The sequence below is a fragment of the Corynebacterium sp. KPL1818 genome (genome assembly GCF_000478135.1).
GTDB lineage: Bacteria > Actinomycetota > Actinomycetes > Mycobacteriales > Mycobacteriaceae > Corynebacterium > Corynebacterium accolens.
In genome coordinates this window covers 172,052-191,315 of the sequence record NZ_KI515759.1, presented here as the reverse complement: position 1 = coordinate 191,315, position 19,264 = coordinate 172,052, and the positions used below count along the sequence as shown (strand labels likewise).

Below are 19,264 nucleotides of genomic sequence, written 5' to 3'. Positions count from 1 at the left end.
CCAACCCGTTGGTTTCGATGCCTAATAGTTTTATAAACAAAATTCAAAAGATAAACAAGCATACACAAGCGCGGTGTTTACACTTGGACTATGACCAACCGGAAGAACCCGTTTACCGCCACGCTTGGGGCCACGCCTCCCTACCTGGCTGGCCGTAAAGACTCCATCGAGGAGTTTGCTTATGCCTTGGACGATGGACCCGGATCCCATGAACGCATTTCCCTCGTCGTGGGTCCGCGCGGTATCGGCAAGACGGTATTGCTCAATGCCTTCAAAAACACCGCGTCAGATCGCGGGTGGCGCATCCTTAATGACACGGCATCTGCCGGTTTTGCGGAACGGCTCCGTGCTGAAATTATTAATACCCTTCACCTCAACGGGACAGCGCTAAAAGGTTTCAACCTGCACCTTTTCCAATTGGGCATCGGCATGGAATGGGATCCAAGGACATTATCCGCGGAAACCTACCCCTTAAGAAGGGCCTTGAAAGACCTCCTCCATGCGCAGCGGGAACTAGACCGGATTTCCCACAGCGAGCCCACTGGGGTGCTCATTACTTTGGATGAAATGCACCACCAGCGCAGTGATGAAGTCATCGACTTTGGAGCTACCATCCAGCACCTCGTGCGAGAAGGGGAAAATATTGCTGTAGTCATGGCAGGAATCCCATCCTCGATTAAACCGCTTTTGGCTAGCCAAGATGACTCTAATCCTGTTACTTTTCTTCGCCGTGCGAACCGCATTGAATTGGACCGAGTGCCGGATACGGACGTGCGGAAAGCACTCAAGGCTCCTGTAGAAGAAACAGAGGTTAATTGGGACTCTGACGCGCTGAATTCTGCCGTAACCGCTTGCCAGGGATATCCCTTTATGATTCAGCTCGTCGGGCTATGGGCTTTCCGCCACCGAACAAACAATACGATTTCGGTGGAAGCTGCGCAGGAAGGCATTTCCAAAGCGCGACGAAAGCTAGGGCAGCTCGTCCATGAGCCCGCCCTAGCGGAGCTTTCCCCCATCGATCGGACATTCCTGCTCCACATGGCTCAAGACAATGGCCCCTCATCCATGAGTGATATCACGGCCCGCCTAGGAAAAAGTTCGCAATATGCATCCAATTACCGGCGCCGCTTGCTTGACTCGGAACTAATCGAAATACCAGCCAGTGGCCAAGTAGACTTTGCCCTGCCCTACCTTCGGGACTACTTGCGCGAGCATGCCGCTAGCTTGGTCATCGATTCGTACTAATCGAGTTCAGTCACGCAACCCATCCTCAGCGCAGGTGTGGATAACTCAAGCTCGTGGCGCCACTGGGGCATCACGATTCACACTTAGTGAAGATTCAACGAGAACTTCACAGCCTCGCGCGCATTCGGGTAGCGGGCATCGTGCTCCTCGTATGTGCTCGAGGGCATGAACCAAGCACTAACTAATATTCCGTCCATCCGGCACAATCATCCCACCTTCTGGCACGACCTCGATAACGGCACTTACCTCAAACTCGCACCCCGCATCGCGGTGCACCGCGATCATTACCACAGTCTGAACCTGTCTTCTCAGCTGCGCCTGCGCGCCATTGCCGCCGCCCGCAGCGCCTATACCGCGGTGCTCATTTCCAAATCCGCCGCCCGCCTCCACGGGCTATGGGTGCTTGCCTCCGCCGAAGAAAAGGTGGAAATGGCCCTTCCCCATAACTCTTTGCCTCATAAGGACCGGCGCCATCCAGAACGCATGTACCGCAAAACGAAATTACCCGAGCCATTGCTGGTACACGGCGCCCGCACCGTTTCTCCGGCCCGGGCGGTGATCGATATTGCCCGGTTCCACGGTTTTCGCGAAGGTCTCATTGCTGCTGACTCCGCCCTGCGCGCAGGAATTACAAAGAAAGCTCTTAGGCAGGAATTCGCCCAGATGGGCAGGGTGCGCAATAGCGCCATCGTGCGAGAAGTTATCCACCACAGCTGCGCCGCCTCCCCTTCCCCCTATGCTTCCTTTGCCCGTGCCCTCCTCATCCAGGCGGATTTTCCCTGGCCGATGTTTTTCGAGGTCCACTACACCGCCCTGCCCGGCATCACCGCGCAGCTGTGCATCAATAAGACCTACGTCATCGACATCACCGAACCGGGCAATGACACTACCACCTCCATACAGCCGCTTGCCGATGCCCCATCCACCGCGGCACCAACGAAGCCGCGGGACCACGCTGAGCGGTCCCGCGACAAGCGCCTGCGCGATGCCGGCTTTACCGTCATACGGTGCTGCCCGCCGCAGTTAGTTCAGCACCCGGAGCGCTTTATTTCTGAGGTCACGGCCACTATCTCCGCGCGCCAGAACGCTATACGCTCCCAGCAGTCCCACAACTGAGCCATCCAACGCTAAAGATGAACCCACGCAAGGTTCTAGTCCACGCAGGGTGGCCATCTAAAAATGCGACGGCCACCGAGAGAGGGAATCTCGGTGGCCGCTAAAATTCCCTTGCTTTAAGCAAGGAAGTCTAAAGGATCTATGCAGTTGTGGCCCGGCGGGCTGCCTCGCGCTTGGCGCGGACTTTTTCTACGACCGCGGCAATGCGGGCGCGTTCTTCTAGGAATTGCGGCGGATTATGGCCGCGCATGGAGCGCACGTACGCCGGGTGCGTATCGAGCACGGTGTGCTTCCACGCCTGCACGGCGATGAGCGCGGATTCCCCTGTGCACTTATACAGGTGCGGCAGGGAGACCATGTCGAGGTTGCGGGCGACGGCATCGGTTTGCGCCAGCACGTAGTCCACGACTTCACGCAGGTAATCTGCTACCGCCTGCGTGCGTTGGCGCAGTGCTTCTGCCAATTCATGCACGACGATGGGCTTGGCAATGGGATAGCGCTCATCTAACAGGCGCGGGGTGAGCTGCTCCGGCTCCTCCGCATCATTTGCTCCAGAAGGAGCGGCAGAAATGGTTCCCGAACGCACGCCGGATACTAGCGCTTGGCGAAGCCCAATTAGCTCACCCACGCAGCGCCCCGAGTCCACGCGGGCATCGTCGACGATATCGCCGAGTTCTGCCAGGCAATCCATGGACAGTTCCTCATCCCAATCCTCGATTGCTTCGATGAGGTGCTCGAGGTATTCCGCGACTTCGTCGCCGATATTGTAAATCTCCTGGGTGAGCTCGCGGTGACGCAGCTCGGCGGCGATCTTCTGCATAGGCTTCGAGCCACTCCTTCCGCGGTTTTCATTTTCTAACCTCTAGTAGAGGTTGAGGTTTTCGGCGACGACTCATGACTCTATGCCAGATCGTCTACCGCGAGAGTGCGACACTCCGAAGCGTTTCACAGGTTTATGGCAGGTTCGCGCTTGCGCCATTGTGACCTGCAAGAAACTAAACACCCGAGGAATAAAATCCCCGGGTGTACCCGTTTCGCCGTTTTCTAGCGCTTGTAGATGTGCTCGATGGCGCTGGCATAGCGCTGCGCCACCACGTTGCGCTTGACCTTCATCGTTGGCGTGAGCTCATTTTCATCCTCGGTGAGGTCGCTTTCTAGGATGTAGAACTTCTTAATGCCCTCCGCGTGGGACACCGTGGAGTTGACCTTGTTGACGGCGTCTTGCACCTCGGCGCGCAAGGTGGCATCGGTAGCGATATCGTCCATGGAGCGGTTTTCTGGGATATTGTGGTCCAGCTTCCACCGCTTGAGGATGTCCGGGTCCAGGGTGATAAGCGCTCCCACGAACGGCTTGCCATCGCCTACGACCATGGCCTGCGAAATCAGCGGGTGGCCGCGCAGGATGTCCTCCATCGGGCCTGGCGAGACATTCTTGCCACCCGCGGTAACAATCAGGTCCTTCTTGCGGCCGGTGATCGTGAGCTTGCCATCATCGTCGATTTCGCCCAAGTCACCGGTGTTGTACCAGCCGTCTTCAAAGGCTTCCTCCGTGGCCTCGGGGTCATTCCAGTACCCTTCGAAGACCATGCCTCCCTTGATGCAGACTTCGCCGTCATCGTTGATGCGCAGGGTAACCCCGCCAAGAGGCGGGCCGACGGTACCAATAGATTGGTCCACGTAGTCCACGGCAGCGGCCGCGGCGGTCTCAGTCAGGCCGTAGCCTTCATAGATGGGCACGCCGATGCCGCGGAACCAGTGCAACAGATCGTGGCCCATCGCGGAGCCGCCGGTAATGCAGTACCGAACATTGCCGCCCACGCCCTGGCGAATGGTGGAATACACCAGCTTGTCAAAGAGCTTGTGCTTAATTTTCAGCAGGCGGTCTGGGCCTTCCGGCGTATCGAGTGCCTTGGAGTATTCGATGGCGATCTTTTCGGATTGCTCAAAAAGGAAGCTCTTAATGCCAGAATCCGCAGCCTTCGAGGCCGCAGAGTTGCGGACCTTTTCAAATACGCGCGGCACGCCCAAAATCACGTTGGGGCGAGAGCGGGCGAACTCGATGGAGATGGTGGAAAAATCGGACCAGTGGTTCTGCGAGGCACCGCGAATGGCCACGGCAATCGATACGGCGCGGGAAAAGACGTGGGCCAAGGGCAAAAATGTCAGCGTATGGCTGCCCGGCACGGCGAAGACGCCGATGGGGTTGGTGGTCAGAGCCCTAGCTTCCGAGAGCCAGTTCCGGTGCGTCAGGATGCAGCCCTTCGGGCGGCCGGTGGTGCCGGAGGTATAAACCAAGGAGGCCAGGTCATCGGTATTGGTGGCGGCGATGCGGGCAGACACCTCGTCGGTGCCAACGCTGCGGCCTTCGAATTTCAAGGTATCGATGGCGGAGGAATTAATCTCTAATACGCGCCGCAGCTGCGATGGCGAGCCCTTCAAATTCGGTTCCCCATCGTCTTGTAGGACCAGGTTTTCAACTAATTCGGAGTGCTCGCGGGTTTCGGTAATCGCCAGCACCGCTCCGGAATCCTCGATAATCCAGCGCACCTGGGAGGCGGACGAGGAAGGATATACCGGAACCGATGCCGCACCGGCGGCCCAGATGGCGTAGTCCAGCAGAGACCATTCGTAGCGGGTAGCAGAAATCAGGGCGATGCGATCGCCCTGCTCGACGCCTAGCGCGATTAAGCCTTGGGCTACTTCAAAGACCTCATCGATAAATTCTTTACCGGTGACATTGACCCACTCGTAATTAGCTGGGCGGGTAAACATGACGCCGTGCGGACGCTTCTTCGCGGTATCCATCAGGGCGGTGAGGCAGGTCTCCCCCGGCTCAATGGTAAATTCCGCCGGGGTGTGCACTTGTTGCAGGGTCACGCGATATCCTTTCGCACAGCTAATAATAATCTCTGCCTACTGTACCAACCGGATGGCGTATCAACGCGTTTTACCCACGATCGAAGTTGTAATTATTCAGGGTTTATAGCACCAGAATGACCCATTTATTGGTGTAGCCCACCGCCTAAGACTAGGGCCACAGGCTGCCGATGAGCGCAACGATGAGAACTAGCGCAATCATGGACCACAGCGTGAGCGAGACCCGAGATTTGGGCAGGGCGCGCTTGCGGCGAATGGGCTGAGAGGAGCCGGCAACCGGCGTAGTTGCAGCGCGCTCATCCTTTTTGCGCTCTGGATCCCACAGGCCTTCGCGGGGATCGACCGGCTGGATCCTATCCGAGCTGGCGCCAGGCACGTCGCCGCTCGCTGCGTTATCGCCCGCGCCCTCCGAATGTTGTTCAGCCATGGTCTTTTACTGTAGTGCCGCGATTGCGAAACTGGGAAATTAGGACGGCGCTGCGGTCCACGGCCCACATCAGGCACCAGGCCAGGCCAATCATGATGGGAACCACGATGATGACCACGATGATCATCTGTACCCACACGGGCGCCTGCACCAGGAACTGCGAAAATGCGCTGCTCACGTCAGTCAACCACTCCATGGGTCCTTATATTACTGCCCCACGGTAATCTGGCAGGTATGTCGAGCGCACAGATACCCGTTACCATTGCCACCCCATCTGGACGCATCACCGGCTTTAGCCGCGATGGCCTCTCCTACTTTCATTCGCTGCGCTTTTGCGAAATCCCTAGCCGCTTTTCCCCGGCGCGGCCGCTGGATGAGCCCCTCGACCAAGATGCGCGCACACCGCAGCCGGATGAGGTAGCGCTCAGCATCACTGCCCCGGAAAACGCGGCGGATTGCCCCGTGGTGGTCTATATCCATGGTGGAAGCTTTGAAGGCGGCTCGCATGAGGACGAGCGGGTGCCAGGCACGGTAACGGCCCGCAAGGGCATCATCCAGGTGCGGGTGGGCTACCGCGTGGGCCTGGCCGGGTTCGCCCGCTTTGCCGACGATGAAGCGGACCGCTACCGCGGCATCGATGACTGCGTGCTGGCTTTGGAGTGGTTGCAGGACAATATCGAGTCCTTTGGCGGGGATAAAACGAATATCACCCTGGTGGGCCAATCCGCCGGTGCGGCGATAAGCCTGTGGCTTGCCCGGCGCGATCACTACCGCGGCGCTTTCCGGCGCGTCCTCGCCCTCTCGCCCGCCTATCCGCGCGATACCTTTGAGCACCGCGTGGCGGGATTGCACAGGTACCTCTCGGTACCCATTGAGCGCAGCGCCCTGGAATCGCTCTCGCCCGAGGCATTGGAAAAGGGCTACAAAAAGTTCCGCAAGAAACACCGCTATGACTTGGCCCTAGGCCCGGCGCCGATGCAGGCATCAGAATTGGCGGATATCCCCATCGTGGTGAGCTCTACCCGGGATGAGTTTTACGATCTTCCGGCCGGCAAGCGCATCGATAATATGGCCCTGGGCAAGTTTATTTGTAACTACCTGTCCCAGCGCTTCGGTTTCCCACACGGGCGCTACACGCAATGGCGCCAGCTCGCGCAGTACGTGGACCCGGACCGCCTCATGGGCCGGATGATCGGCGATTCCCTCGTTCGCCGCTGGACGGCACAGGTAGCCTCCGGCGCACCGGGGCCGACCTGGATGATGGAATTTACGAGGAAGCTTAAGCCGGCGCTGCACTGCGATGAGCTCTACCCGCTCTTCGGCACCGACTGCGAGCTGAACGAGTGGCTCTGCCACTTCGCCACCACCGGCGAGCCGGGCTTCCCCAACTATGGCAGCGACCACCGCGTGCTCGAATTTGATTTGGATACCGGGGATCGGCGCATTGCATACGCCACCTTGGATTACGTGGCGGCGGCGTTTTATGAGGAGGACTAACTGCTACTGCGCCAAAGATTGAAGCGCCGCGCGCAATTCGGCTTCCGCCAGTTCCTCGCACATCCATGGGCTAAATACCGCCGGTACGGCATCGGCCGCGGCGATAAGCCGGGCGGGATCGACCCATTCCCAGGAGTCGACCTCGTCCGGGTTCGGCTGCCACTGCGCCTGGGAGTCGAGCTCTACGCAGTAGACGGGGCAGATTTCGTTTTCCACCAAGCCGGAAGAATCCACCGCACGGTAGGAAAAGTTCGGCAGCACCACGCGCAAGTTGGATAACGCATCCGCGGGAATGCCTAGCTCGAATTCGGCGCGGCGCATAACGGCATCGGCAGTCGCCTCCCCCGGACCAGGATGCCCGCAGAAGGAATTGGTCCACACGCCGGGCCAGGTTTGCTTGCCCAGCGCCCGGCGGGTGATGAGCACCTTTCCGTGGCAGGTGACCCACGCGGAAAAGGCGAAGTGCAAGGCGGTGTCGGTGGTATGCACCTCGGATTTGAGGGCAGTACCAATGGCCTTTCCATCGGCACCCGCCAGGACTACCCGCTCCGTCATAGGTTCAGATCCCCCACCCAGGTGACGTTTCCAATGTGCAGGCGGGCGTTCCAGAGGTTGCCCGGCGCGACATCGTAGCGGTATTGCAGGTTAACCGAGGCGCCCGCACCCAGCGGGTGATCCAGCCCCGGTGGTTCTACGCCGGGCGCGGAGTTTTCGTCATAGGGCAGGGCTTGCACCTTAGACCAGCCGCCATTGCCGTCGGCGCGCTCGAGGACGGGGTCGTCGAAGGCATCGGTAGGCAGGGCCATTTCGTTTTCATTCTTGAGCAAGATGGTCACCACGGAGCCGCCGGAATTATTATCCGTATACACTCCCTGCAGCTCCCAGCTAACACCGAGGCCGGCATCCTTGACAGGGCTCGCCAGGTTGGAAGTAACTTCCTTATCGTCGGTGTCTTCGGCCTGATAAGGCTTTTCTTCCGAGCTGGAGACGGTGATATTGTCCCCCAAACCGGTCTCTTCCGGCTGGAGAATGCTGCATCCGGCCAGGGTCACGGCGAGAAGGCTGACCACGCCTGCGCCTAAAGTGTGAGAAATTTTCACCGTGGATGGATCCTTTGCACGCGAAGATAACTTTATTTCTGCACAGATACCTTAGCCGAAAGCCCGCCCAAGGTATGCATCTGGGCTGCGCGCCGTGGCGTGTGGCATACTGGACTGTCTCTTTTAGGTACTCTCCCTCCACGCGTCTTTGAATTGAGCATCCCTCTATGAAATCCCTCGTACGCATTACCCGCAGCGCTTCTGCCCTGTGGCCCTATTATCTCGGCGTGTTGCTCGCAGCGACGGTCACCGCCGTCCTTGCGTTGATTTCACCCTTTTTCACCAGGGAAGCCACCGACATCATCGTTGAGGCCCTACAAACAAGCGAGCCGCTTGGCGATGCCCTGCGTGCCGTCCTTTTCCTAGCCCTCGCCCTCTTCCTTGCCGATGCCGCCAATGCCTTATTCCGCAATGTCGGCAGCTACATCGGCGATGTCATGGTCTCGCGCCTGCGCCAGATTTTATCCAACCGCTACTTTGCCAAGCTCTTGGCGCTGCCGCAGGGCTATTACGATAATCAGGTCACCGGCACGATCATTGCCCGGCTGGATCGCTCCATCGCGAATATCACGCAGTTTATCCAGTCCTTTGCCAATAACTTTTTCACGATGATCATCCAGACCATCGCGGTATTAGCCATTACCGCTTGGTATTACTGGCCGCTGACCATTTTATTGGCGCTGCTTTTCCCTATTTATATGTGGCTGACCGCGCTGACCTCGAAGCGCTGGCAAAAATTTGAGACCATTAAAAACGAAAACATCGACCAAGCCAATGGCCGCTTCGCCGAGGTCATAGGCCAGGTCAAGGTCACCAAGTCCTTCGTCGCCGAATCCCGCGAGCTGGACCATTTTGCCCAGCGCTATGGCACCGTGGTCGATACCACGCGTCCACAGTCGCGCTGGTGGCACATGATGGATACCTTCCGCGGCATCGCCATGGCCGTAATCTTTTTAGGGATCTATGCGGTCATCTTCTGGCGCACCCTCGAAGGCCACTTTTCCATCGGCGATATGGTCATGCTCTTGCAGATGGTCACCATGGCCAAGCAACCCGTCTTCATGATGAGCTGGATGATCGATACGGCCCAGCGCGCTATCGCCGGCTCACGCGACTACTTCAAGGTCATGGAAGAAGACTTGGAGCCCACCGCCCCACGCGAGCTGGTCGCCGCCATCACGGATTCCGGCACCCCCGAGCTCAACCTCACCCCTATTACCCCATTGGAGCCCACGCCCGGCGCGCCGGTCTTTGCCTTTGATGATGTCTCCTTTGCCTATGAAGAAGGAAAGCCCGTCGTTACAAACATCTCCTTTAGCGCGCACGAGGGCCAGAAGGTCGCGCTCGTGGGTGAATCGGGCGGCGGTAAATCCACCCTGGTCAACCTGCTGCTGGGCCTGTATCACCCCTCGGCTGGTCACCTCGATGTGTTAGGCCACCGCGTCGATGACCTCACCGCGTCTCGCTTGCGCGCGTCTGTGGGCGTGGTCTTCCAAGAGTCCTACCTCTTTTCGGGCACCATTCGCGACAATATTGCCTATGGCAAGCCTGGGGCCACGGAGGAAGAAATCGTGGATGTGGCCAAGCGCGCCAATGCCCATGACTTCATTGAGGCCTTCCCGGATGGCTATGACACGGTCATCGGCGAGCGCGGGCTGAAGCTTTCCGGCGGTCAGAAGCAGCGCGTATCCGTCGCGCGCGCCATGCTGAAGGACGCACCCATCTTGGTGCTCGATGAGGCCACCTCCGCGCTGGATACCAAGGCCGAGCGCGCCGTCCAAGCCGGCCTGGATGAGCTGATGAAGGACCGGACCACGCTGATTATCGCGCACCGCCTATCCACCATCGCGGATGTCGATACCATCATCACCCTCGAGGCAGGGCGGATCGATGAAATGGGCTCGCCTGCCGAACTCGCGCAATCCGGTGGTATCTATGCCGAGCTGCTCAAGCTCACCCAATCCAGCTCCGCCGCGGACCGCCGTCGGCTGAAAAAGTACGGCTTTGTCACCGGCACCAACTCCCACAGCCAGCACGGCGAAGAAAGTGAATAAATCCACTGGGACTGCTGCGCTTAAAGCGTTAAGCTTGTGTGCATGCAGTTTCCTAGCCTAGAAGAGTTGCAAGCCCGCGGTACCCGCAAGTGGACAGTCTTTGATGAGGACATCCTCCCGCTGTGGATCGCGGAGTCCGATTTCCCCACCGCCCCCGCCGTCAAAAAGGCGCTGCAGGAGATGGTGGATAATGAAACCTTCGGCTATACCCCCTCCCCCAAGGCCTCGGGGCTGCGCGAGGCAGTCGCCGATTTCTATGCGGAGCGCTACGACTGGCGCCCCAATGCCGATCACATCTTCTGGATAGGCGATGTCGTCCGCGGCCTCTTGCTCGGCGTGCAGTACTTTACCCGCGATGATTCCCCCGTCATCGTGCCCGTACCCTCCTACCCACCGCTGCTCGAACTCCCCCGCACGGCGGGGCGCGAGAAGATCGAAACCAGCCTCGAGCTAGATGAAATCGAGCAAGCCTTCAAAGACGGCGCCGGTTCGATTCTCTTGGCCAACCCCTATAATCCGCACGGCCACGTCTTGTCGGAGGACTACCTCCGCGGGTTGGTGGAGTTGGCGGAGAAATACGATGGCCGCATCTTGGCCGATGAGATCCATGCCCCGCTGGTTTATGAAGGAAAGCATATCCCGGTGGCATCGCTAAGCGAGGAAGCAGCGCAGCGCACCATCACCGTCACCGCCACCTCCAAGGCCTTTAATACCGCGGGCCTCAAATGCGCACAGATCATCTTTTCCAATGCCGCCGATGCCCAAAAGTGGAACGGGCTGACCGGTGTGGCCAAAGACGGTACCGGCACCTTGGGCGTGCTTGCCGCCGAGGCCGCCTACCGCCACGGCGGGGCCTTCTTGGACGAGGAAATCGAGTACCTGCGCGAGACCCGCGACTGGTTGGTGAAAGAACTCCCGCAGCGCATCCCTGGACTAAAGACCTCGCAGCCGCAGGCCACCTACCTGTTATGGCTAGACTTTTCCGATACCGCCATCGCCGGCAATCCCCAGCCCGCCAAGTGGCTGCGCGAAAACGCCCGCGTGGCTCTTAACGAGGGCGATACCTTCGGCACCGGCGGCCCCGGCCACGCGCGGTTGAACTTCGCTACCTCCCGCGAAATCTTGGGCGAGGCACTCGACCGCATGGAAAAGGCCTTCGCCGAGCTCGACTAGTTCTTACCTTTCTCCCCCGCCCCATCGCACCCGCGATGGGGCTTTTATTGCATTTTCACCATGCTTTGATTTCTCAACAGGTGGGCAGTAATATCTCATTACACGAATAGTCCCTATAGGGCTACAGAATTCGCTTTCTCGTTCGCGTCGCCTGCCACCATGGCTCTCGGCGCGGCTGATGGTTTTAGTACGCAATGTTAAGGAGCCAGGATGGCTACCACCACTGCCTCAGGCACACCCAAGAGCAAGGCCACCGTTGTCATTGCCTCGCTCATGCTCTTTTCGATGTTCTTCGGCGCCGGCAACCTCATTTTCCCACCGATGGTGGGCGTTTCCGCCGGTACCAACTTCTGGCCCGCCGTGCTGGGCTTCCTCGCCGCCGGCGTACTCTTGCCCGTCCTGGCCATCATCGCGGTCGCCATTTCCGGCCGCTCCGTGCGCGACTTGGGCGCGAATGGCGGCGCTATCTTCGGCGTGGTCTTTTCCGCCATGGCCTACCTGTCCATCGGTGCTTTCTACGCGCTCCCGCGCACCGGCGCGGTCTCCATGGAAACGGCGATCACTCCCCTTTTGGGTTGGGAAGGCACCCTGGCCAGCGGTTTATTCAATACCGTCTTCTTCCTCATCGCGTTAGGCCTGGCGTGGAAGCCCAATTCCATCATCGATACGCTGGGCAAATTCCTCACCCCGGCCCTGGTTGCGCTGCTGGTCATCCTCATTACCTTGGCCGCGCTGAATCACCCGCGCGATCCCCAGATGCCCACCGAGGATTACACCTCTTCCCCCATGGTCACCGGCCTTTTCGAGGGCTACAACACCATGGACGCGATTGCCGGCCTGGCCTTTTCCATCGTCATCGTGGGTTCCCTGCGCTCTAAGGGCTTTAAGACCCAAAAATCCTTGGTGAAGGGCACCATCACCGCGGCGCTTGTCGCCGGTGCCCTGCTTGCCGCCATCTACTTGGGGTTGGCCTGGGTGGGCCAGACCTTGCCCGATGGCCAGTCCTATGATTCAGGTGCGCCGCTGCTTGCCGAGGCCGCCAATCTCACCATGGGTACCTTCGGCCAGGCCCTCTTCTCCGCCATCGTCGTCCTCGCCTGCCTGACCACCGCGGTGGGCCTTATCACCGCGACCTCCGCGTTCTTCGAGATGCTGGTGCCTAAGACGACCTACCACCTGTGGGCCTGCATCTTTACCGCGATGTCCATCCTCTTCGCCTTCCAGGGCCTCGACACCGTGTTGTCCATTGCGGTGCCGTTTATTACCTTCCTGTACCCACCGGCCATCTCCCTTATCCTGCTCACGCTTATCCAGCCGGCGGTAAAGAAGTCCGTCGTGTTCTACTGGACCTACCGCCTGGCACTGTGGGTATCGGTCATCTGGTCCGCCCTGACTGTCATTTCCGCGCAGGGTTGGGGCACTGCCGCCTTGGATCCCATCTTGTCGCTGGCGCCGGGCCAAGCGGTGGATCTTGGCTGGATCGTGCCGACTGTCATCGCGGCAGTTATTGGCCTGATTGTCGATATCTCCACCAGGGCCGGCGAGAAGCACTCTAACTCTGTGACCGCGGCGGCCGATGCCGATGCCGTCGTTGACTCGCCGCTCGATGCAGCGGCATCGCCAAGGAGCTAAGTTCTCTCCTTCCACTCCCCGCCGTGGGCCCGCATTCCTCGGGTTCCGCGGCGGGTTTCTGTCTGCGGTTCAACTCAGCTTGGGTCGCCGGGATGCGCATGGTCGCGTGAAAAAGGACGGAATAGCCCCGCCCCGCGTACCGTTGCACTATAGGTACTATCCCCGCGAGAAAAAGGATTATTTTCCATGACTGATCACGCGCCACTTTCCGTATTGGACTTTTGCACCATCTATGACGGTGAAACCCCTGCCCAATCCATTAACCGGTCAGTGGAATTGGCCCAAGAAGCCGAAAAACTGGGGTATTCCCGCATGTGGTACACCGAGCACCACAACATGAAGTCCATTATGTCCTCCGCGCCCGCCGTCCTCATCGCACATATCGGCGCTAAGACGGAGCGCATCCGGTTGGGCTCTGGCGGCGTGATGCTGCCCAACCACTCGCCGTACGTCATCGCCGAGCAATTCGGCACCCTAGAGGAGATGTACCCGGAGCGCATCGACTTGGGCGTCGGCCGCGCCCCCGGCACGGACATGAATACCTTGGGCCGTGCGCTGCGCCGCGATGGTCAATCCGCCGAGCGTTTTCCAGAAGACGTCAAAGAGCTCAACGCTTATCTGGAGGGCAAGGCCTATATTCCTGGGGTCAGCGCGGTTCCCGGTGCCAATACGAACGTTCCTATCTATATTCTGGGCTCGTCCATGTTCGGCGCTTCGCTCGCGGCAAAGCTCGGCCTGCCCTACGCCTTTGCCTCCCACTTCGCCCCGCAGCACCTCGAGGAAGCAACGACCTACTACCGGGAGAACTTCCAGCCTTCCGAGCGGTTTAGCAAGCCCTACGTCATCGCCGGTGTCAACGTCACCGCCGCCGATACTATGCAAGAGGCAGAAGCTGAGTACGAGCGCGTGTGCTTTAACCGCGTGAAGTCTTTCGCCGGCCGCGGCAAGTACTTGACCGACCAGCAGGTAGAGCAGATCATCGAGTCCTACCAAGGCCAGCAAATCCTGGACATGCTGCGCTACTCCGCGGTTGGCACCACCAAGGAAGTCACCGAATACCTGGAGAAGTTCCAAGAGCACGCCAAGGCCGATGAGCTCATGATTTCCCTGCAGTCCAGCTCGCACGAGAACGTCATCAAGAACATGCACGTATTGGCCGAGGGCTGGCAGCTCGATCCCGCCAACGTGGCGGGCACCCCGCGCTAAACCCCGCCTCGCTGCGCTACACAGCGTCGCGTTGGGCTGCCCTCGGTCTCAACGCTGGCCGCGCGGTGCCACCGAATCCGCCGCACAACAACCCGCTGGGATTGCCCTAATTAATGGCAATATATGCCTCCCCCCGAATGGTTTTAGGGAGTTTATGTGTTGCATAACGCACACGTTATTCTTCATCCATGAAAGTATTACGTGCGCGCTCAGCGCTTGGCTGTCTCGCGATGGTGACAGCGCTGGGTACAGTAACAGCTTGTTCAGCGGGCCATACGGCGGTGGTAGATACCTCCGGAAACGACGCCGCCCTAACGGTGGCATCTAGTTCGGGGGCCACCTCGCTCGATTTCACCACTACCAGTGGGGCCGCCGCTCCCTCGGTGCTTATGGATAACGTCTATGAGACCTTGGTACGCATCGATGAAGATGGCTCCATCACCCCAGGCTTAGCCAAGGACTGGGACATCAGTGAAGATTCGAAGACCTATACTTTCCACCTGCGCGATGACGTAACTTTTTCCAACGGCGATCCCTTCACCGCGCAGACCGCCGCCTTTTCCATTAATTACGTAAAAAATGACTGGGCCAACGGCATTTCCTCCGCGATGGACCCGGTCGATAGCGCCACCGCGGTAGATGACCACACCCTCAAGGTGCGCCTGGCTAAGCCCTCCAACGGCTGGCTGTGGTCCATGGGCACCACCATCGGTGCGATGATGTCACCTAAGGGTATGGACGACCTCGCAGCCCAACCTATCGGCACCGGCCCCTACGAGGTGGCCGGATTTTCCCCTTCAGAGTTCGTCTCCTTGCACAAGCGCGATGACTACTGGGGCACGCCGTCTGAACACGATGTCACGGTGCGCTACTTCCCCGATGCCATTTCCTCGGTCACCGCGCTGCGTTCTGGCGGTGTGGACGTCGTCTGGGGCGTGGGCAACCCGGAAATCCTCGATTCCCTGGATGATTCCATCGATACCAACGTAGGCACCACCAACGGTGAGGTCCTGCTATCGATGAATAATGACCGCGCCCCCTTCGACGATCCGCGGGTGCGCCAGGCCGTTTCTTACGCCGTCGACCGTCAAGCGGCCAATGACATCGTGTGGTCCGGCATGGCCACCGATACCGGCGGCGCGCCCATGGCGCCCACCGATCCTTGGTTCGAGGGCAAGAACTATTACGACTTCAACCCGGATAAGGCCCGCTCGCTGCTTGCCGATGCCGGCGCTGAGGGTACCCCACTCACCATCACCGTGCCCACGCTTTATTACGCGCAGGCCATCTCTGAGTTGCTGTACTCGCAGCTTTCCGATGTCGGCTTCGACGTCACCCTCGAAAGCGCCGAGTTCCCCGCCGTGTGGCTGGGCCAGGTCCACGGCGCTAAGGACTACCAGATGTCGATTATCTCCCACGTGGAGGCCCGCGATATCCCGGCGCTTTTTGGCAACCCGGATTATTACCTGAATTACGATTCCGCCCGCACGCGCGAGCTGCTCGAAAAGGCAGATACCGCGAAGCCTGAAGACTATCCCCGCCGCATGACGCAGGTCGTGGACCAAATCATGGCCGATGCCGGCGCGCTGACCGTGGTGAATATGCCGAATGTCGTTCTAACGCGCCACGGCATCGGCGGCTTGCACACCGATCAGGTCACCGACGCCATCGTGTTGCGCGATCTCACCGACGATAAGGAGGACCAATGAGTACCTCTCGGGCACAGGCCATAATCCGGCCGCTGCTACGCTTCGTTCTCACGCTTTTTATCGCCTCCCTCATCATCTTCGCGCTCATGCGCGCCGTGCCCGGCAACCCGGCGCGCGTCGCGTTGGGCGTTAATGCCACTGAGGACGCCATCGCCGAGCTCAGCGCGGAACTCGGCCTCGACCGGCCGCTCATCGCGCAATACGGCGAGTGGATGAAGGGCCTTGCCACCGGTGATTTTGGCAAGTCGCTGTCCTCGCAGCAGGACATCACCCCGCTCGTCCTTGACCGCCTGCAGGTCACGCTCATCCTCATCGGCCTGGCCATGGCCTTGGCGCTGGCCTGCGCGATTCCCATCGGCATGTGGCTGGCGCATAACCGCAATTCGCGGGTTGCCGGCCTGGTCTCCGCGGGAACGCAGTTGGGCATCGCCGTGCCAAGCTTCTTGGTCGGCATCATCTTGGTGGCCATCTTCGCGGTCCACCTGGGCTGGCTGCCGGCCAATGGTTGGGTGCCGCCCAACCGCGGCGTGGGCGATTTCCTGCGCCACCTCATCCTGCCGGTCATCGCGCTGGCCCTGGTCCAGGGCGCCATGCTTACGCGCTATATGCGCTCCTCGGTGCTCGACGTTATGGACCAGGACTATATCCGCACCGCCCGCGCCCTGGGCGATTCCCCGCGGGAGGCCCTGCACCGCCACGGGCTGCGCAATGCCGCCCTGCCGGTGCTGACGGTCTCTGGCCTGCAATTGACCTCGATGGTGGTAGGCGCCGTGGTCATTGAATCCGTCTTCGTCATCCCCGGCGTGGGCTCCATGCTGCTCGATGCGGTCTCCGTGCGCGATCTGACCACGGTGCAGACCCTCGTCATGCTGCTGGTCACCTTCGCGCTGGCAGTCAACATGCTTACCGATGTCGCCTACCGCCTCATCGACCCCCGAATCAAGGCAGGTGACGCGCGATGAAAATGCGTTTTTCTGGTTGGCTAGGCGCCGTACTCGTCGGCGCGGTCGTGGTAATCGCCCTCGTATCGCTGGTGTGGACGCCGTACGATCCCACCCTCGCCCAGCCGGGCAGCCGCTTGTCCGGCCCCACCGCGGATCACGTCCTGGGCACGGACCGTTTCGGGCGCGATACCGCCTCGCGCATCATGGCGGGCGCGAAAATCACGGTCTTCGTGGGGCTTATCGCCGTCGGCATCGCAGGGCTTATCGGCATCCCGCTGGGGATTCTCGCGGGCATGCGCCGCGGCACCTGGGTAGAAGCGGTGGTCATGCGCGGCGCGGACGTGGTGATCGCCTTCCCGGCGCTCTTGCTCGCCATCATCGCCGGCGCGGTCTGGGGCCCATCGACGTTGACTGCCATGATTGCCATCGGTATTTCCGGCATTCCGTCCTTTGCCCGCGTGGCGCGCTCTGGCACGCTGCAGGTGGTCACGCAGGACTATATCGCCTCCGCCCGCATCTCCGCCGTGTCGGGCTGGAAGGTTGCGGTGCGCCACGTGCTGCCGAATATCGCGGGCCTTATCATCGTCCAGGCTTCGGTGTATTTTGCCCTCGCCATCCTCGCGGAGGCGGGCCTGTCTTACCTCGGTTTGGGCACCCCTCCCCCGGCCGCCTCGTGGGGCCGCATGCTGCAGGATGCCCAGTCGCTGCTGAGCACCGATCCCCTCCAGGCCCTCTGGCCAGGCCTTGCCATCGCCGCCACGGTCTTGGGCTTTAACCTGCTTGGCGATGCCCTCCGTGACGCCCTCGACCCCCGCATGAAAGGAGCCACGCGATGAGCCTTTTAAGCGTGCGCGATCTCAGCCTCAGCGCCTCCGAATCCTCCCTCGTCGGCCCGCTTAGCTTCGATCTCGAGGCAGGCGAAAAGCTCGGCATCATCGGCGAATCCGGCTCCGGTAAATCACTGACCGCGCTGTCCATCATGGGCCTGCTGCCCACGGGCATTTCCGCCACCGGCGAGGTCACCGTAGCCGATCACCAGATCATCGGCGCGCGGGATTCCGCCATCCGCCCGCTGCGCGGCAAGACCATGGCCATGGTCTTTCAAGAGCCTATGAGCGCGCTGGATCCCTTGATGCGCATTAGCGCCCAGCTCACCCACGCCGGTGCGCGCGATATCGCCGCGGCCCTAGAAGAAGTCGACCTCGACGCCGATCTCGCCTCGCGTTTTCCCCACCAGCTCTCCGGCGGGCAGCGCCAGCGCGTGCTCTTAGCCATGGCCATGGCGGGCAGCCCCGACGTGCTCATCTGCGACGAACCCACCACCGCCCTCGATGCCACCACGCAAGACGGGGTCCTCCGCGTCATCGAGCGCGTGACCGAACAACGCGGCACCGCCCTGCTTTTTATCACCCACGATCTCAACGTCATCCAGCGCATGTGCCCGCGGGTGCTGGTCATGCGCGATGGCTACATCGTGGAGGAAGGCCGCACCGAGCGCGTGCTCACTCAGCCGCGCCACGCCTATACCCAAGAGCTGGTCTCGGCCTCGCAGCCGGCGGACTTCGCCCTCACCCCGGCGGGTGAGGGGAAGGATGTGGTGGTGCTGGAGGGCATCGGCAAGCAGCATGGCTCCCAAGCCGCACTGGCGGGGATCGATCTCCGCGTGCGCCGCGGCGAGCGGCTCGGTATCGTCGGCGGTTCCGGCTCCGGCAAAACCAGCCTGCTGAAGATTGTGGCGGAGCTGGATGCCCCGACCTCTGGAACCAGCACCGTGGACGGGCGCGTGCAGATGGTCTTCCAAGACCCGCAAGGTTCGCTGAACCCGCGGCTGAAGATATGGAAATCCATAGCGGAGGCCATGCCCGGGCACCTGTCTAAAACCGAGCAGCGCGAGCGCGCCGCCGCCGCGCTGGAAGAGGTGGGCATGTCCGGCAAGGCGCTCGACCGCTTCCCCCACGAATTTTCCGGCGGGCAGCGCCAACGCATCTCCATCGCCCGCGCGCTGTGCGGCGAGCCGGATATCCTGCTTGCCGATGAAGCCGTCTCCGCCCTCGACATGTCCGTGCAGGCCCAGGTGCTGGAATTGCTCGCCCACCTCATCGAGGACCGCGGGCTGACCCTGCTGTTTGTCACCCACGATCTCTCCGTGGTGCGCGGGCTCTGCGATAGGGTCGCCGTGCTCAACCGCGGCGAGCTCGTCGAACACGGGCCCACCGAGCGCGTGTGGTCGAAGCCCCAAAGCGACTACACCCGCCGGCTCATCGCCGCCGCTGGGCAATAAACT

Annotated in this window: 17 protein-coding genes; 11 read left to right on the top strand and 6 right to left on the bottom strand. The window is 60.5% G+C overall.

Annotated elements, in window-relative coordinates:
* The first annotated feature begins 90 nt into the window (after positions 1-90).
* Complete coding sequence (locus HMPREF1261_RS06690; protein ID WP_023030395.1) at positions 91-1,245, top strand: ATP-binding protein; 1,155 nt, start codon at positions 91-93, stop codon at positions 1,243-1,245.
* Positions 1,246-1,410: 165 nt separating this feature from the next.
* On the top strand, positions 1,411-2,361 hold the full coding sequence (locus tag HMPREF1261_RS06685; RefSeq protein WP_023030394.1) for a hypothetical protein: 951 nt from the start codon (positions 1,411-1,413) through the stop codon (positions 2,359-2,361).
* A gap of 139 nt (positions 2,362-2,500) precedes the next feature.
* Here the strand turns inward: HMPREF1261_RS06685 and HMPREF1261_RS06680 are convergent, their stop codons facing one another.
* From HMPREF1261_RS06680 to HMPREF1261_RS06665, 4 genes are all read right to left on the bottom strand, one after another.
* Positions 2,501-3,181 (bottom strand): hypothetical protein, encoded by a 681-nt coding sequence (locus tag HMPREF1261_RS06680; protein WP_005278077.1) that lies wholly within the window; start codon positions 3,179-3,181, stop codon positions 2,501-2,503.
* Positions 3,182-3,405: 224 nt separating this feature from the next.
* Positions 3,406-5,238 (bottom strand): long-chain fatty acid--CoA ligase, encoded by a 1,833-nt coding sequence (locus tag HMPREF1261_RS06675; protein ID WP_023030393.1) that lies wholly within the window; start codon positions 5,236-5,238, stop codon positions 3,406-3,408.
* A gap of 151 nt (positions 5,239-5,389) precedes the next feature.
* Positions 5,390-5,665, bottom strand: a complete 276-nt coding sequence (locus HMPREF1261_RS06670) for a hypothetical protein (protein WP_023030392.1) — start codon at positions 5,663-5,665, stop codon at positions 5,390-5,392.
* On the bottom strand, positions 5,658-5,861 hold the full coding sequence (locus HMPREF1261_RS06665) for a hypothetical protein (RefSeq protein WP_005278067.1): 204 nt from the start codon (positions 5,859-5,861) through the stop codon (positions 5,658-5,660). The genes HMPREF1261_RS06670 and HMPREF1261_RS06665 overlap by 8 nt, the downstream gene beginning before the upstream one ends.
* Before the next feature lie 38 nt (positions 5,862-5,899).
* Here HMPREF1261_RS06665 and HMPREF1261_RS06660 point away from each other — a divergent pair, with 38 nt between their 5' ends.
* Positions 5,900-7,162, top strand: a complete 1,263-nt coding sequence (locus HMPREF1261_RS06660; RefSeq protein WP_023030391.1) for a carboxylesterase family protein — start codon at positions 5,900-5,902, stop codon at positions 7,160-7,162.
* Positions 7,163-7,165: 3 nt separating this feature from the next.
* Here the strand turns inward: HMPREF1261_RS06660 and idi are convergent, their stop codons facing one another.
* Both idi and HMPREF1261_RS06650 read right to left on the bottom strand, forming a co-directional pair.
* Positions 7,166-7,717: an isopentenyl-diphosphate Delta-isomerase gene (gene idi / locus HMPREF1261_RS06655; protein WP_023030390.1), complete on the bottom strand. Its 552-nt coding sequence runs from the start codon at positions 7,715-7,717 to the stop codon at positions 7,166-7,168.
* Entirely contained in the window at positions 7,714-8,262 is a 549-nt protein-coding gene (locus tag HMPREF1261_RS06650; RefSeq protein ID WP_023030389.1) for a hypothetical protein, read from the bottom strand. Before HMPREF1261_RS06650 ends, idi begins: the two co-directional genes overlap by 4 nt.
* Positions 8,263-8,429: 167 nt before the next feature.
* Here HMPREF1261_RS06650 and HMPREF1261_RS06645 point away from each other — a divergent pair, with 167 nt between their 5' ends.
* The 8 genes from HMPREF1261_RS06645 to HMPREF1261_RS06610 all read left to right on the top strand — a co-directional run bounded on the left by HMPREF1261_RS06645 (position 8,430) and on the right by HMPREF1261_RS06610 (position 19,261).
* Entirely contained in the window at positions 8,430-10,316 is a 1,887-nt protein-coding gene (locus HMPREF1261_RS06645) for an ABC transporter ATP-binding protein (protein ID WP_023030388.1), read from the top strand.
* A 42-nt stretch (positions 10,317-10,358) separates the two neighbouring features.
* Positions 10,359-11,489 carry a MalY/PatB family protein gene (locus HMPREF1261_RS06640; RefSeq protein WP_023030387.1) on the top strand — a complete coding sequence of 377 codons (1,131 nt, stop codon included), beginning with the start codon at positions 10,359-10,361 and terminating at the stop codon, positions 11,487-11,489.
* A gap of 210 nt (positions 11,490-11,699) precedes the next feature.
* Positions 11,700-13,121, top strand: a complete 1,422-nt coding sequence (gene brnQ, locus HMPREF1261_RS06635) for a branched-chain amino acid transport system II carrier protein (protein WP_023030386.1) — start codon at positions 11,700-11,702, stop codon at positions 13,119-13,121.
* Positions 13,122-13,307: 186 nt separating this feature from the next.
* Complete coding sequence (locus HMPREF1261_RS06630; RefSeq protein ID WP_005278049.1) at positions 13,308-14,327, top strand: LLM class flavin-dependent oxidoreductase; 1,020 nt, start codon at positions 13,308-13,310, stop codon at positions 14,325-14,327.
* 188 nt (positions 14,328-14,515) lie between these two features.
* Positions 14,516-16,036: an ABC transporter substrate-binding protein gene (locus tag HMPREF1261_RS06625; RefSeq protein ID WP_034658146.1), complete on the top strand. Its 1,521-nt coding sequence runs from the start codon at positions 14,516-14,518 to the stop codon at positions 16,034-16,036.
* Entirely contained in the window at positions 16,033-16,998 is a 966-nt protein-coding gene (locus HMPREF1261_RS06620; RefSeq protein ID WP_023030384.1) for an ABC transporter permease, read from the top strand. The genes HMPREF1261_RS06625 and HMPREF1261_RS06620 overlap by 4 nt, the downstream gene beginning before the upstream one ends.
* Positions 16,995-17,816: an ABC transporter permease gene (locus HMPREF1261_RS06615; protein WP_023030383.1), complete on the top strand. Its 822-nt coding sequence runs from the start codon at positions 16,995-16,997 to the stop codon at positions 17,814-17,816. The genes HMPREF1261_RS06620 and HMPREF1261_RS06615 overlap by 4 nt, the downstream gene beginning before the upstream one ends.
* On the top strand, positions 17,813-19,261 hold the full coding sequence (locus tag HMPREF1261_RS06610) for an ABC transporter ATP-binding protein (protein ID WP_023030382.1): 1,449 nt from the start codon (positions 17,813-17,815) through the stop codon (positions 19,259-19,261). Before HMPREF1261_RS06615 ends, HMPREF1261_RS06610 begins: the two co-directional genes overlap by 4 nt.
* The last annotated feature ends 3 nt before the right edge of the window (positions 19,262-19,264 follow it).